Source organism: Streptomyces sp. NPDC002004, assembly GCF_053593975.1.
Genome location: NZ_JBSFDP010000003.1, coordinates 251,493 through 264,823 on the forward strand (window position 1 = coordinate 251,493; position 13,331 = coordinate 264,823).

Below are 13,331 nucleotides of genomic sequence, written 5' to 3' on the forward strand. Positions count from 1 at the left end.
GGGGCCCCTGTCCGTCAGGCGTTGGGGCGCTTGCCGTGGTTCGCCTTCTTCTTCTTGCGTGCGCGCCGCTTGTTCCCTCGTGTGGACATGACGGATGTCTCCCTATGTCCGGAGCTTTCGGTGCAGTGCCAGTCTAGGAGGGGTCCTGCCGGGTCGCTTGGGGAGCCGTCGGGACCCCGGTGCGCCGCGGCCCCGCCGGCCGACGGATGATCTCCCTGACCGGGTCCCACGGTCGTGAGGGGGGTGATGGCTGTGCCGGTGGATGCGTCCCGTGAGGGACGGGGGCTCTCGCGGGAGGCCGTCGAGGGTGCGGCCGTGGCGGTCGTGACCCTGGCGGTGGAGGCCGGGCTGGGTCACGCGCTGACGGTTCTGCTGGATCCGCCGGACGTCGCGTTCTCCGAGACCGTCGTCACGCTGCCGGTCCTGATCGCCCTCGCGGTGGTCGCCGCGCTGGTCTTCACGGCGGTGTACGTCATGCCGTCGGTCCTGCTCGCGCACTGGGCGGGGCGCGTCGTCCTGGGCCGCACACCGTGGTGGACCGTGCCCGTCGCCACGACGGTGTGGCTGGTGCCGGCCCTCGGCCCGCCGATGCTCCCGGCCCTGCTCGCAGGCCCCGGCCGGGAGCCGGATCCGGACGACTGGTTCACGCCGGCGACCCTGCCCGAGTGGGCGGTCGTCCTCCTGGTCGTCATGACTCCGGCGGCCCTGCTGGCCCATGTCGCCGTCACCCGGTCACGGGCCGGCCGTCCGGTCCGCCTCTGCACCCGCATCCTGGGCTGGGGCACGCTGGTGATCGCCGGGGTGCTGGTGGGCGGCCTGCTGCGCGCGCTCGTGTGATGCCCGCGGCGCGCAGCCCGCGGCGCCCGCTCAGCCGCTGAAGCGGCCGAACCGTCCGCGGTGGAAGAGCAGCGGGCCGGGGGCGCACGGATCGTCGTCCGGGGTGCCCAGGGCGTCGACGCGGCCCACGACGATGAGGTGGTCGCCGCCCGTGTGCACGGCCTGGACCGTGCAGTCGATCCAGGCGGTGGAGCCGGTCAGGAGCGGGGAACCGGAGACCGGGGACGGCTCGTGGTCGACACCGGCGAACTTGTCGGCGCCGCTCACCGCGAAACCGCGGCAGAGGTCGCCCTGGTGCTCACCCAGGACGTTCACGCAGAACACGCCCGCACGGGCGATGCGTGGCCAGGTCGTCGACGTACGGGCGACCATGAAGGCGACCAGCGCAGGGGTGAGCGAGAGCGAGGAGAAGGACTGGCAGGCGAAGCCGGCCGGGCCGTCCTCGCCGTCCGCGGCCGGTGCGGTGACCACGGTCACGCCGGTCGCGAAGTGGCCCAGGACCCGCCGGAATTCGGCCGCCTCCACCGGCGCGCGCTCGTCGTCGCCGACCGTACGCAGATCCGGGCGCGGCAGCGTCTCGTACGGGTCCGCCGTCGTGGGCGCCCCGACCGACCTGAGGTATCGGACGACGGTGGCCGCCATCCCTGCGTGTCCCATCACGCCACCCATTGAACCTGACGAGTCGTCAGATAGGAAGGCCGAGTATCGACTGGACGGGGCGGACGGGAATGTGACGACAGACCCTGGGGCGCGCGCGGTCACCGTCCCTCGTACCGGGGCGTGCGCCGTTCCACGAAGCCGGCCACGCCCTCGTTCGCGTCCGCCGTCGTCATATTGATCTCCTGGGCCATCGCCTCGGCGGCGAAGGCGGCCGTCCGGTCCGAGTCGAGCGAGGCGTTGACGAGCTGCTTCGTCAGCGCAAGGGCGCGTGTGGGGCCCTGCGCCAGCCGCTCGGCCCAGTCGCGCGCCGTCTTGACGAGCTCGTCGCCCGGTACGACGCGGTTGACGAGACCCAGCCTTTCGGCGTCGGCCGCGGGCAGGGCGTCGCCGAAGAACAGCAGCTCCTTGGCCCGCTGCGGCCCGATCAGCCGGGGCAGCAGATAGGCGCCGCCGCCGTCCGGGACGAGCCCGCGCCGTACGAACACCTCGATGAACCGTGCCGTGTCCGCGGCGATCACCAGATCGCAGGCGAAGGCGAGATGGGCGCCGATCCCGGCCGCCGTCCCGTTCACGGCGGCGATCACCGGCTTCTCGCAGTCGAGCACCGCACCGATGAGCCGCTGCGCACCGTCCCGGATCGTCCGGGCCACGTCCCCGGCCACGCGCTCGCGCACCACGGGCGCCCCGCGCAGGTCGGCACCCGCGCAGAAGCCCTTGCCCGTGGCCGTGAGGACGACGGCCCGTACGTCCGGGTCGGCCGAGGCCTGCGCCAGCAGCTCGACGATCCGCTCCCGCTGGTCGCGGGTCAGGGCGTTCAGGGCCGCGGGCCGGTTGAGCGTGATCCACGAGACCCCGTTGTCAGTGGCGTGGAGTACCCATGACTCGGGGGAGTCCTCGGCAGGGGATTCCTCGGGGGACTCATGGGGGGAGTCGGACATGGGAGTGCTCCGTTTCGCGGGGAGGGGTGGCGGCCGTGCCGGTGCGGGTGGCCGTGCCGGCGCCCGTACCGGCATCGGCGTGGGTGTGGGTGTCGGGGACGGCGGCGGTGTGCGGGCGGCCGGGCCGTCACCGGCACACGGCGAGGGCGTCCAGCGCCACGGCCCCCTGCCCCCGCGGCAGCACCATCAGCGGATTCACGTCGAGCTCGGCGAGTTCGTCCCCGAGTTCCAGCGCCATGCGCTGGACCCGCAGCACGACCTCGACGAGCGCGTCGACATCGGCCGGGGGCGCCCCCCGGACCCCGTCGAACAGGGCGCGTCCGCGCAGTTCGCCGAGCATCGTCCGGGCCTGGTCCTCGCCGAAGGGCGGCACCCGCACCGCGGTGTCGCGCAGCACCTCGACGAGCACGCCTCCGAGCCCCACGGTCACGGTCGGCCCGAAGAGGGAGTCGTGCGTGACACCGACGACCATCTCGACGCCCCGCTCGACCATCTGGCAGACCAGCACGCCGTCCAGGGAGATGCCCTCGTACCGGGCGATGTCGGTCAGTTCCCGGTAGGCGTCGCGGACCTGGCTGGCCGAGGTCAGCCCGATCTTCACCAGGCCGAGCTCGGTCTTGTGGGCGATCTGCGCGCCGGACGCCTTCATCACGACGGGGTAGCCGACCAGCCCGGCCGCCCGCACGGCCGCCGCCGCGCTGGTCACCAACTGCTCGCGCGGCACCCGGATCCCGTAGGCCCGCAGAAGCTGCTTCGCCGCGTGTTCGCTGAGCTGGTGGCCCGGGCGCATCAGGGCCTGCGCCTTGCGGAAGGAGGGCGAAGGGGAGCGCGGCGCCTCGTCGAAGGGCGAGCGGTAGGCGGTGGTGAACCGATGGTGGTCGAGGTAGGCGCGGACCGCCGTGATGCAGTTGGCGAAGGTGCGGAAGGTCGCGACGCGCGAGGACCCCAGCAGGGTCGTCCGGTACGCCTCCTCGGTGCCGACCGGCGACCCCCAGACCACGCACACCAGCTTGTCCGTCCGCTCCGCCGCGTCCACCAGGTCCTGCGCCAGCTTGTCGCTCATCGGCGGGAAGGGCCCGGTGATGGGGCAGATGAGCACGCCGACCTCCGGGTCGGCGAGGATCGCGTCAATGATCTTGCGCCCGCGCCAGTCGCCGACCGGGTGCCCGCCGTTGTCGACGGGGTTGGCGACGTTCAGGTACTCCGGTATCCACTGGTGCAGCTCGGTCTGCTTGGCCGCGGAGAGGGCCGGGAGCCGCAGCCCCGCCTCCGTCGCCAGGTCCGAGAAGTGCGCGCCCGTGCCGCCCGAGATCGAATAGACGACCACGCCGTCGGCCCGTGGGGTGCGCGCCCGGGCCAGCAGGGCGGCGGTGTCCTGGAGTTCGTCGAGCCCGTCGACGCGGATCACGCCGTACTGGCGCATCGCCGCGTCCACCACCGCGTCGGCGCCGGTCAGTTTGCCGGTGTGCGAGGCGGCGGTGCGCGCCCCGGTCTCGGTGCGGCCGACCTTGACGGCGACGACGGGCACGCCGTTGCGGGCGGCCCGGTCCGCGGCGAGCAGGAAGGACCGCCCGTCCTTCAGGCCCTCCACGTAGCAGGCGATGGCGCCGACCTCGGGCTGCTCCGAGAAGTAGGAGATGAAGTCGGCGGTCTCCAGGTCGGCTTCGTTGCCGGTGGGCGCCCAGTGCGACAGCCGTACGCCGATTTCCTGGAGGGCGAAGACGGGACGGCCCTGGTGCCCGGACTGGGTGATCAGCGCGATCGCCGGCCCTTCCAGGTCGTCGCGGAACCTCTCGAAGGCGTTGAGGTTGGTGTTGGGGCCGAGAAGGCGCAGCCCCGAGCGCCGTACGGCCGCGGCGAGGCGGGACTGCGCGGCGGCGCCGTCGGCCCCGGTCTCGGCGAAGCCCGAGGCGAAGGCGACGGCGAACTTGACCTTGGCCTCGCCCAGTTCCTCGATCACGGGCAGGGGGTCGCCGACCAGCAGCACGGCCAGGTCGACCTGCTCCGGCAGGTCCGCGACGCTGGGGGAGCAGGGGATGCCGAAGACGGATCCGCGTGTGGGGTGCACGGGGTGGAGCCGGGCGCCCACGCGCTCGGCCCAGGCGAGCAGTTGCCTGGTGATACCGGTGTTCGGACGGCCCTCGGCGTCCGAAGCGCCGATCACGGCGACGGACTCGGGGTGGAAGAACCGGTCCAGGTCGGGTAGGTCGGCGTGCAGCGGGCGACCGCTGACGTCCACGTCGTCGGCGGTGGCCGCGGTGCCGTGGACGACGGTCGCCGAGGATTCGCCGCAGGCCACGACGCGTGCGCGGCGGGAGTCGGTGGTGAGGGTGCCGTGAGTAGATCCAAGCATCGGTCCGCCCGCTCCTGTGTGACAGCAACATAACTGACGCATAGTCAGATTACTGAACTGACGCCCCGTCAGGAATGGGCCTGCAGGCAAAGGAGTGCGAGGGGTCGGGTAGGTGGTACCCGGCGCAGGGGGCACATGAACCGCACCGGCCGCACCGTGCGCGGCGCTCCGGGTGTCGCTTCGCTACGTCGCGGAGGTGCCCGCACGCACGGAGACATGGGGTGGGGCCGGTACGCCCGGGGGCAGGGCGGGGTCGGGTTCGGGGGTGCCCCAGGTGCTGTGGAGCGGGAGGACTCCGGCCCAGAGCCCGAGTCCGGCGTCGGGGCCGTCGCCGTCGTCCGGCGGGCCCGTGCGGATCTTCACGGAGGCCTCGTCGAGGGAGAGGGCGAGCAGTGCGGTGGCGGCGAGCTCCTTGCGGCTGGGGCGGCGCGCGTAGTCCCACTGGCCGGGTGTCGCGTGCTCGGTCAGGATGCGCAGGCCGGCGAGCTTCTCGTCGGGGTCGGTGACCGGGCGCGGGGTGCCGTGGATCATCGCGCTGCGGTAGTTGACGCCATGCTCGAAGACCGACCGGGCCAGGACGAGTCCGTCGACGTGGGTGACCGTCACGCAGACGGACGCCCCGGGGGAGGAGGCGAGGCTGCGGCTCGCCACCGAGCCGTGGAAGTAGAGGGTGCGGCCGTCGGTTCCGTACACCGTCGGCACGACCATCACGGAGCCGTCGACGGTGACGCCCAGATGGCACACGAACCCCGCGCCCAGGATGGCGTCGAGCTCGGCCCGTTCCGTACGGCCCTGCTCCCGAAGTCGCCGGTGTGTGGTCCGGTCGGTGTCGGACAGCGGGCGGTGCGGCGGATGGGCGGTCATGCCAGTCCTTCTTCGGGCCGGGGAGCGACTATGGCGCGAGCATACTGATTCGGTGGATTCCTGCCTAGGTGGCGACTGTTTTCGTGGTTGCAAGTCACGATGGCAACGAAATCAGCGAGTGTGGTCGGGTGGGTCCAGGTGTGCCGGGCGGTGGTGCGGCGCGGATGAGCGACGGTGGTCGGGTGCCGGGCGTGGACGGTGGTGGGGCGTGCCCGGTGACGGGGCGCGTCCATGGTCGGGCCGCGGTGGTCAGGCCCGCCCGACGCTGCGCCGGGCCGCCCCGCGGGCCACTGCCTTGGCGATGCGCTCGGCGTCGATCGCGAGCTCGCGGAGCATGCCGCTGATCGGCTGGGTGAAGCCGGTGAAGTAGAGGCCCGGGGCGTGCTGCGGCGAGCGGCGGCCGTGGGCGGTGGGACGCCCCCGGGGATCCAGGACGTCGAGGTGACCGACGAGGCCCTCGAGGTTCCGCCGGTATCCGGTGGCCGCGATGACCACATCCGGGGTGAGGTCCGTGCCGTCGGAGAGCCGGACCGTGCGGCCGGAGAAGGACTCGACGGCGGCGACGGGTTCGATCCGCCCCCGGCGCACGGCCTTGATGAGGCCCATGTCCAGCACGGGGGTCGCGCCCGCCTTGGCGCGGGTGTAGAGGCCGGTGTCGGGGCGCGGCAGCCCGTGGGCCGACAGGTCCGGTACGCAGAGCTTCTGCAGGGGCCGGGCCAGCCGGTCGACCAGGGCCACCGGAAGGCGGCGGCACAGGATGCCCGAGGCCTGCGACGGCCACCCCAGCGTGGACCGGCGCGCGATGTGCGGCGGGGTGCGCACGGCGAGCCGCACGCGTGCCGCACCGCCCTCGACGAGGTCGACGGCGATCTCGGCGCCGGTGTTGCCCACGCCGACGACGAGGACGTCCTTGCCGGCGAAGGGGGCGGCGTTCCGGTACTCGGCGGCGTGCAGCAGCTCACCTTCGTACGCCGTGCGGCCCGGCCAGTCCGGCAGGAGCGGAGTGTGGTTGAAGCCGGTGGCGACGACGACCGCGCTGCCGACGAGTTCCCGTCCGCCGGTGGCCCGCAGCAGCCAGCCCTCCTCGTCCGGTGTGCGTTCGACGCGGGTCACCTCGACGCCGGTGACGATCTCCAGGCCGTGGTGGTCGGCGTACTTCTCCAGGTAGCGGACCATGTCGTCGCGCGCGACCCACCTGCCGAAGGAGCGTGGCATCGGCAGCCCGGGAAGGGACGACAGGCGCCGTGTGGTGTGCAGATGGAGCCGGTCGTAGTGCCCCCGCCAGGCGGCGCCGACCCGGTCGGACCGCTCCAGCAGGACCGTGCGTATCCCGCGGGCGCGCAGCGCGTAAGCGGCGGCGAGCCCGCCGGGGCCGCCGCCTATGACGTACACGGGGTGCGCGGCTGCTCGGGAGCTGCTCGGGGTGGTCGTGGTCCGGGCGGTCAGGTCGGCCATGTGCGGGAGCGTAATCGTGCGATCACTTGATGGGTCTCGACCAAGACGGAAATCGGTTGCGAATTGATCACAGGGTGGGATGTGTGCGACCTGCGTCACATCCTCACCCCTTGCCGTGATGTCGCCTGCTGTGCGTGGGTGCCGTACGACGTCTTGCGTGCACCGTGTCCCATGCGCTGAACTGACGTACCGTCAGAAATGTGTGTCGGAAGCGTCCCGACCGGAAGGGGCCCGGGCATGGACTCGATCTGGCTCAGCGGGGCCGAGTGGCTCGCGGTGCTCCGCATCGGCCTCGGTCTGTGGTGGCTGGAGAGCTGGCGCCACAAGGACCGGAAGGGCTGGTTCGAACGCGGCACGGGCATCGCGTGGGCCGCGGGCGTCGCCGCCGAGCACCGGTGGAACGCGGTGCGCAGCGGCTTCGACGCCGTCGTCGCGCCCCGCCCGAAGACGATGGCCTACGTCGTCGTCTACGCCGAACTGGCCCTGGGACTGGGCCTGATCAGCGGATTCCTGACGCCGGTCGCGCTGCTCGGCGGCCTCGTCCTCAACCTCCTCTATCTCGTCCTCATGATCCACGACTGGGCGGAGCAGGGGCAGAACGCGATGATGGCGCTCATCTCGCTGGTCGGGTTCTTCGGCATGTCCTGGCAGGCCTGGTCCCTCGACCACGTGACAGGGCTCTTCTCCTGATGTGCGCCGCTTTTCCGGTGCGCCCCGCCGGCCGGGTGGGCCCCGCCTGCCGGGTGTACTTCGCCCGTCTGGTGCGCCTCGCCCCTCGGGTGCGCCTCACCCGCCGGGTGCACCCCGCTCACCGGTCGCGCCCCGCCTTTCCGGTGCGCCTCGTCATTCCGGTGCACCTCGCCCCCACCCGCCCTGCGATCGGACTCCGCCCATGACGACCACGGCCGGCGGCGCCGGCGCCCGCCACGACCTTCCCGAACCCGACGCCTTCACCCGTCCCTACTGGGACGCGGCGGCCGCCGGCCGGCTGCTGCTGCGCCGCTGCCGGGACTGCGGGCGCGCGCACCACTACCCGCGCGAGTTCTGCCCGCACTGCTGGAGCGCGGACGTCGTCTGGGAACCCGCGAGCGGGCGCGCCACGCTGTACACGTGGTCGGTCGTGCACCGCAACGACCTGCCGCCGTTCGGCGCGCGCACCCCGTACGTCGCCGCGGTCGTCGACCTCGCCGAGGGGCCGCGGATGATGACGGAAATCGTGGACTGCGGGGCAGGCGGGGAGACCGCTCTGCGGATCGGCATGGAGCTGGAGGTCGCGTTCCGCCGGGACCCCGATACGCCGGAGACCGTCCCGGTCTTCCGTCCCGCACCGGGGTGACCCGCGCGCGATGCCGAACGCGGGCCGTGGAGCTGAACACGGGCTTCCGCTCCGGGTGCGGCCGCGGCCCGTGGTGCTGTATGCGGGCTTCTCCACTGGTCCGTTGTTCAATGGTCCGATGACCGATCTGCACGAGACCCATGACTCCGGAAGTGCCGTCATATCCGGCGGCGGCCTGCACCTCAGGCGTTGGCGGGCGCAGTCCCAGGAGGACGCCGAGGCCTGGCTGCGCGGCCACTCCGACCCGGACTTCCAGCGCTGGAACACCCCGCTCCGGCCGGTGCGCGACCTGGACGGCGCCCGCGCCGCGCTGTGCACCCGCGCCGAGGGCGACGCGGGCGGTACCACCTCCTCCTTCTGCGTCACCGACCAGGAGACCGGGGCGGTCCTCGGGCACGTCGGCCTCAACTTCATCGACCACGCCCTGAGCTACGGCCGCGTCGGCTACTGGATCCTTCCCGAGGCGCGCGGACATGGCATCGCGACCCGTGCCCTGAAGCTGGCGAGCGCCTGGTGGTTCGCCGAAATCGGCCTGAACCGCATCGAGTTGGATCACGCAATCGGGCACGAGGCCTCGTGCCGGATCGCCGAGCGCTGCGGGTACGTGTACGAAGGCACGTTGCGCGGCGCGATGTTCGAGGCCCACCGGCGGGACGCCTTCCGGGACGCCCATCTGCACGCCCGGCTCGCCACGGACCAGGTGCCGGGCGTCTAGCACGCGCCCACCCGGGAGGCGACGGAGCCCCCGCAGGCCGCGGAAATCCCGTGCGGGGGCGCACCCGCGCCTGGTAGTGGTGTCGCATGACCTCCACCACCGACGGCTGGCAGTTCACCGACGACCTGGACGTGTTCCTCGACCGGGCCGACGAGTGCCTGCGGGCCGAACCGGCGCTCAACACGGTGCTGCTCAGCGTCGGCGAGGCCCTGCGGGGATCGGGCGTCCAGGTGTACGGGGAGGGGGCGCCGCTCTTCGGGACGCTGACCGTGGGCGGCGCGGTCCGCGGCGCGTTCCTGCGGACGCCGCCCCATCGACTCGTTCTGGGCGTGGTGTCCGAGGAGGCTGCGGCCGCCCTGGCCGCCCGGCTCGCAGCGACGGACGCATGCCCCGGGCTGCCGGGCGTCACCGCCGTCCATGCAACGGCGGAGGCCTTCGCCACCGAGTGGTCCCGGCGCACCGGCACCACGACCGTGCTGCACCGGCGGGAGCGCCTGTACCGGCTCGGCACGCCCACCCCGCCCGAGCCGGCCCCCGCAGGCCGGGCCCGGCCCGCGGCCGAGGGGGACCGCGAGCTGCTGGCGCGCTGGTACGGCGCGTTCGGCGAGGCGATCGGTGAGGCACCCGGGACCGCACCGGAGTCCTGGGCCGAGGCGCGCATCGCACAGGGCGGTGTCACCCTCTGGGAGACGGACGGCGTGCCGGTGGCCATGGCGAGTGCCACCCCGCGTATCGCGGGCCAGGTCCGCATCGCCACCGTCTACACCCCGCCCGAACTGCGCGGACGCGGCTACGCCGGTGCGGCGACGACCGAGGCCGGCCGTGCCGCGCGCGCCGCGGGCGCGGACGAGGTGCTGCTCTTCACCGACCTCGCCAACCCCACCAGCAACGCCCTCTACCGGCGCATCGGCTACCGCCCGGTCCGGGACTTCGCGTCGTACGCCTTCACGGCCACAGCAGCTCCTTGAGCCAGCCGCCGTCCGCCGTGCGCCGGTAGCGGAGCCGGACGTGCCGCCGTTGCTCGTCCCCCTGGAAGAACTCGACCTCGTCCGGGTCGACCACGTACACGGTCCAGGACGGCACCGGTGCGTCCGGCTCCGCCCGCGCCCGCTCCCAGGCGGCCGCCGACGCCTCCGCCAACTCCGCGCGGGAGCCGAGCACCTCGCTCTGGTGCCCCACCAGCGCCGCTGCCAGCGCGCCCGTAGACCGGGCGTGCAGGTCGGCATGGGCGGCCTCGGGCGGTGCCACGTCCACCCGGCCGCGCACCCGGACCTGGCGCGCCTGCACGGGCCAGTAGAAGCCGAGCGCCGCATGGGGCCGCGCGGCCAGCTGGCGGCCCTTGCGGCTGCCCGCGTGCGACGCGAACACCCAGCCGCGCTCGTCCGCCCCGTGCAGCGTCACGTACCGCACGTCCGGCAGCCCGTCCTCGTCCGTCGTCGCCACGGACATCACGTGCGGCTCGGTCTGGCCCGCCGCCACGACGTCCTCGAACCAGCGGGTGAACAGGGGGAGCGGCTCCCCCGGTGCGCCGTCCGTGTCGAAGTCCGGCAGCTCGGGCACGTCCCAGACGCGCAGCGTCCGCAGCACGCTGTGAAGATCGCTCATGCCCTCATCCAACAGTGCGGACGGCGGCTGCGCCACGTCGGCCGGAACGGCACCGCGGTCCGGGCCGCAGGTCTAAGGTGGGCGCCATGTCCGCCCCTGAGCTGATCCGTATCGTCTCGCGCGACTCGCCGATGGCGCTGGCCCAAGTGGAGCGTGTGCGCGCCGAACTGGCCGCGCTGCACCCCGGTACCCGTACCGAGGTCGTTCCGGTGAAGACGACCGGCGACAAGTGGATGGGCGACCTGTCCAAGGTCGAGGGGAAGGGCGCGTTCACCAAGGAGGTGGACGCCGCGCTGCTCGCGGGCGAGGCGGACCTCGCGGTGCACTGCGTCAAGGACGTGCCCGCCGACCGGCCCCTCCCGGCCGGGACCATGTTCGCGGCGTTCCTCGAACGCGACGACATCCGCGACGCCTTGATCCACCCCGGCGGCCTCACCCTGGACGAGCTTCCGGCCGGAACCCGGATCGGCACCTCGTCGGTACGCCGGGTCGCTCAGCTCGCCGCCTCGCACCCGCACCTGGAGTGCGTGCCGTTCCGCGGGAACGCCAACCGGCGTCTGGAGAAGCTGGCGGCCGGCGAGGCCGACGCGCTGCTGCTCGCCGCGGCCGGCCTGGAGCGCATCGGCCGCCCGGACGTGATCACCGAGGTGCTGTCCCCCGAGACGATGATGCCGCCGATCGGCGCGGGCATCCTGGCGCTCCAGTGCCGGGAGGACGACACGACGGTCATCGACGCGGTGAGCGACCTCGGCCATGCGGACACCACCCGCGAGGCCACCGCGGAGCGCATGTTCCTGCACGTTCTGCAGGGCCACTGCAACTCGCCCATCGCCGGGTACGCGCGGGCCGGCAGGGGCGGGGAACTGTCCCTGCGCGCCTGTGTGTTCACACCCGACGGCAAGACCGTGCTCAACGCGCACGAGTGGGCGGGACCGCTCGACCCCGCGACGCTCGGAACGTCCGTGGCGGTGGCGCTGCTGCGCCAGGGCGCGCGCGAGCTGATCGACGGCATCCCGCACTGAACGGAGCGGCGCGGCCGGGGCGTTGCCCGGCCGCGCCGTGAACGCCCGGTCCGCGGTCAGACGAGGTCCATCGCCGCGACCTCGTCCGGACTGCCGTAGCTCACGGGGCCCTGGAAGCGGCGGCGGGCCGTCGCGAACCACCACATGGTGGCGATGACGAGGACCGCCACGAGGGCGACCGGGGCGTAGTTGAAGTTGGTCGCGTTGATCGGTGCGGCCTGCGGCAGCATGAACAGGATGCTGCTGAGGACGATCCAGACGACGGCGACCGCGGCGACCGGCTTGCTCCAGCGGCCGAGGTGCCAGGGGCCCCGCTCGAACTCGGCGTCGCTCAGCCGGAGCCGCAGGAAGACCGGTACGGCGTAGGCCAGGTAGAGGCCGACGACGTTGACGCTGACGATCGCGGTGAACGCGGTGTGGGACCACCAGCCGGGCACGACCAGCAGGACGGAGCAGGCGGCGGCGAGCCAGACCGCGTTCACGGGGGTGCGGGTGCGCGACGAGACGGTGTGCCACCAGCGGGAGCCCGGCATGGCGCCGTCGCGCGAGAAGGCGAAGATCTGGCGGGCGTTGCTGGTCATGTTGGCCAGGCCGCAGAAGAGCATCGCGCCGATGACGACGAGGAGCAGGAGCTTCGCCGTCGTCATGCCCAGGCCGTCGACGAGGATCTGCACGGGAGGCGCCGCCGCCTTCGCCTCCTGCGCGTAGTCGCGGATCGCGAAGACCAGCGCGAGCATGAGCAGCAGTCCGGTGATCGCCGAGTAGCCGATGGCGCGCATGATGCCGCGCGGGGCGTTCACCGTGGCCTGGACGGTCTCCTCGGACATGTGGAAGCTGCCGTCGAAGCCGGTGAACGTCCAGCTGGTGACGAGGAGGCCGAGGAGGGCGGCGTACACGCCGTTGCCGAATCCGGTGTTGTTGGCGAAGTGGGTGACGACGGACGCCGACTGGTGCTGGTCGGGGACCACGGTCAGGGCGACCACGATCACGATCATGCCGATGAGCAGCCACCACACCGAAATACGGTTCAGCAGCGCGACGAGCTGGACCGTGTAGGTGTTGGCGAGTGCCTGGACCAGCAGGATCGCCGTGGTGATCAGGACCGTTTCCCGGCCGCTCGGCTCGTACGACGGCCATTGCATGTGGATGAAGGCCTGGATGAACGTCGCCGCCGCATATCCGGTGGCCGCCGTTCCGCCCACCTGACCCACGAAATTCAGCCAACCCGTGTACCACGACCAGGCACCCTTGTGGCGCTTCGCAAGCTTGCCCGCCGAGAAGTAGAGCGCCCCGCTCGTCGGGTAGGCGGATGCGATTTCGGCCATGGATGCGCCGACGAACAGGACCATCAATGCGACGGCGATCCAGCCGAAGACGAGAATCCGGGGGCCGCCGGCGTTCATTCCGAAGCCGAAGGACGAGAAGATTCCCGAGATGATGTTGATGATGGTGAAAGATATTGCGAAATTGTCGAACGCCTGGAAACGGCGGGTCAGTTTCCGGGGGTAACCCATTGCGTGCAGTGTTGCATCGTCGTCGAGTGCGG

14 protein-coding genes are annotated in these 13,331 nt (G+C 72.5%); 6 read left to right on the forward strand and 8 right to left on the reverse strand.

The features are described 5' to 3' along the window. Positions 1-14 precede the first annotated feature (14 nt). Entirely contained in the window at positions 15-89 is a 75-nt protein-coding gene (locus ACWCP6_RS07075) for a 50S ribosomal protein bL37 (RefSeq protein ID WP_411977145.1), read from the reverse strand. Positions 90-315: 226 nt separating this feature from the next. Here ACWCP6_RS07075 and ACWCP6_RS07080 point away from each other — a divergent pair, with 226 nt between their 5' ends. Beyond that, the gene (locus ACWCP6_RS07080) at positions 316-837 is read left to right on the forward strand and encodes a hypothetical protein (RefSeq protein WP_450931338.1); all 522 of its coding nucleotides are present in this window, start codon (positions 316-318) and stop codon (positions 835-837) included. A gap of 30 nt (positions 838-867) precedes the next feature. On the opposite strand, the gene ACWCP6_RS07085 is transcribed toward ACWCP6_RS07080, so the two are convergent. From ACWCP6_RS07085 to ACWCP6_RS07105, 5 genes are all read right to left on the reverse strand, one after another. Further along, positions 868-1,506 (reverse strand): flavin reductase family protein, encoded by a 639-nt coding sequence (locus tag ACWCP6_RS07085; protein ID WP_450931339.1) that lies wholly within the window; start codon positions 1,504-1,506, stop codon positions 868-870. An 89-nt stretch (positions 1,507-1,595) separates the two neighbouring features. Beyond that, entirely contained in the window at positions 1,596-2,435 is an 840-nt protein-coding gene (locus ACWCP6_RS07090) for an enoyl-CoA hydratase/isomerase family protein (RefSeq protein WP_450931340.1), read from the reverse strand. Between the two features lie 127 nt (positions 2,436-2,562). Continuing rightward, positions 2,563-4,788, reverse strand: a complete 2,226-nt coding sequence (locus ACWCP6_RS07095) for an acetate--CoA ligase family protein (RefSeq protein WP_450931341.1) — start codon at positions 4,786-4,788, stop codon at positions 2,563-2,565. Between the two features lie 183 nt (positions 4,789-4,971). Continuing rightward, the gene (locus ACWCP6_RS07100; RefSeq protein ID WP_450931342.1) at positions 4,972-5,652 is read right to left on the reverse strand and encodes a pyridoxamine 5'-phosphate oxidase family protein; all 681 of its coding nucleotides are present in this window, start codon (positions 5,650-5,652) and stop codon (positions 4,972-4,974) included. 249 nt (positions 5,653-5,901) lie between these two features. Beyond that, on the reverse strand, positions 5,902-7,107 hold the full coding sequence (locus ACWCP6_RS07105) for a flavin-containing monooxygenase (RefSeq protein WP_450931343.1): 1,206 nt from the start codon (positions 7,105-7,107) through the stop codon (positions 5,902-5,904). A 237-nt stretch (positions 7,108-7,344) separates the two neighbouring features. On the opposite strand from ACWCP6_RS07105, the gene ACWCP6_RS07110 reads away from it, so the two are divergent. The 4 genes from ACWCP6_RS07110 (at position 7,345) to ACWCP6_RS07125 (ending at position 10,126) form a co-directional block, all read left to right on the forward strand. Continuing rightward, positions 7,345-7,797 carry a DoxX family protein gene (locus tag ACWCP6_RS07110; RefSeq protein ID WP_450931344.1) on the forward strand — a complete coding sequence of 151 codons (453 nt, stop codon included), beginning with the start codon at positions 7,345-7,347 and terminating at the stop codon, positions 7,795-7,797. 202 nt (positions 7,798-7,999) lie between these two features. Then, positions 8,000-8,443, forward strand: a complete 444-nt coding sequence (locus ACWCP6_RS07115; RefSeq protein WP_450931345.1) for a Zn-ribbon domain-containing OB-fold protein — start codon at positions 8,000-8,002, stop codon at positions 8,441-8,443. Positions 8,444-8,561: 118 nt separating this feature from the next. Beyond that, the gene (locus tag ACWCP6_RS07120; RefSeq protein ID WP_450931346.1) at positions 8,562-9,158 is read left to right on the forward strand and encodes a GNAT family N-acetyltransferase; all 597 of its coding nucleotides are present in this window, start codon (positions 8,562-8,564) and stop codon (positions 9,156-9,158) included. Between the two features lie 86 nt (positions 9,159-9,244). Continuing rightward, complete coding sequence (locus ACWCP6_RS07125; protein WP_450931347.1) at positions 9,245-10,126, forward strand: GNAT family N-acetyltransferase; 882 nt, start codon at positions 9,245-9,247, stop codon at positions 10,124-10,126. On the opposite strand, the gene ACWCP6_RS07130 is transcribed toward ACWCP6_RS07125, so the two are convergent. Next, the gene (locus ACWCP6_RS07130) at positions 10,104-10,763 is read right to left on the reverse strand and encodes a pyridoxine/pyridoxamine 5'-phosphate oxidase (protein WP_450931348.1); all 660 of its coding nucleotides are present in this window, start codon (positions 10,761-10,763) and stop codon (positions 10,104-10,106) included. The genes ACWCP6_RS07125 and ACWCP6_RS07130 overlap by 23 nt on opposite strands. An 86-nt stretch (positions 10,764-10,849) precedes the next feature. On the opposite strand from ACWCP6_RS07130, the gene hemC reads away from it, so the two are divergent. Beyond that, positions 10,850-11,785, forward strand: a complete 936-nt coding sequence (gene hemC, locus ACWCP6_RS07135) for a hydroxymethylbilane synthase (protein WP_450931349.1) — start codon at positions 10,850-10,852, stop codon at positions 11,783-11,785. 56 nt (positions 11,786-11,841) lie between these two features. Here hemC and ACWCP6_RS07140 read toward each other — a convergent pair whose 3' ends face one another. Beyond that, the gene (locus tag ACWCP6_RS07140; protein WP_450931350.1) at positions 11,842-13,299 is read right to left on the reverse strand and encodes an amino acid permease; all 1,458 of its coding nucleotides are present in this window, start codon (positions 13,297-13,299) and stop codon (positions 11,842-11,844) included. Positions 13,300-13,331 lie beyond the last annotated feature (32 nt).

What these genes read in the sequence shown, in the direction of transcription:
- ACWCP6_RS07085 (WP_450931339.1), bottom strand. Translation starts at nt 1,506, where the DNA reads ATGGGTGGCGTGATGGGACACGCAGGGATGGCGGCCACCGTCGTCCGA.
- ACWCP6_RS07090 (WP_450931340.1), bottom strand. Translation starts at nt 2,435, where the DNA reads ATGTCCGACTCCCCCCATGAGTCCCCCGAGGAATCCCCTGCCGAGGAC.
- ACWCP6_RS07095 (WP_450931341.1), bottom strand. Translation starts at nt 4,788, where the DNA reads ATGCTTGGATCTACTCACGGCACCCTCACCACCGACTCCCGCCGCGCA.
- ACWCP6_RS07100 (WP_450931342.1), bottom strand. Translation starts at nt 5,652, where the DNA reads ATGACCGCCCATCCGCCGCACCGCCCGCTGTCCGACACCGACCGGACC.
- ACWCP6_RS07105 (WP_450931343.1), bottom strand. Translation starts at nt 7,107, where the DNA reads ATGGCCGACCTGACCGCCCGGACCACGACCACCCCGAGCAGCTCCCGA.
- ACWCP6_RS07110 (WP_450931344.1), top strand. Translation starts at nt 7,345, where the DNA reads ATGGACTCGATCTGGCTCAGCGGGGCCGAGTGGCTCGCGGTGCTCCGC.
- ACWCP6_RS07115 (WP_450931345.1), top strand. Translation starts at nt 8,000, where the DNA reads ATGACGACCACGGCCGGCGGCGCCGGCGCCCGCCACGACCTTCCCGAA.
- ACWCP6_RS07120 (WP_450931346.1), top strand. Translation starts at nt 8,562, where the DNA reads ATGACCGATCTGCACGAGACCCATGACTCCGGAAGTGCCGTCATATCC.
- ACWCP6_RS07125 (WP_450931347.1), top strand. Translation starts at nt 9,245, where the DNA reads ATGACCTCCACCACCGACGGCTGGCAGTTCACCGACGACCTGGACGTG.
- ACWCP6_RS07130 (WP_450931348.1), bottom strand. Translation starts at nt 10,763, where the DNA reads ATGAGCGATCTTCACAGCGTGCTGCGGACGCTGCGCGTCTGGGACGTG.
- hemC (WP_450931349.1), top strand. Translation starts at nt 10,850, where the DNA reads ATGTCCGCCCCTGAGCTGATCCGTATCGTCTCGCGCGACTCGCCGATG.
- ACWCP6_RS07140 (WP_450931350.1), bottom strand. Translation starts at nt 13,299, where the DNA reads ATGGGTTACCCCCGGAAACTGACCCGCCGTTTCCAGGCGTTCGACAAT.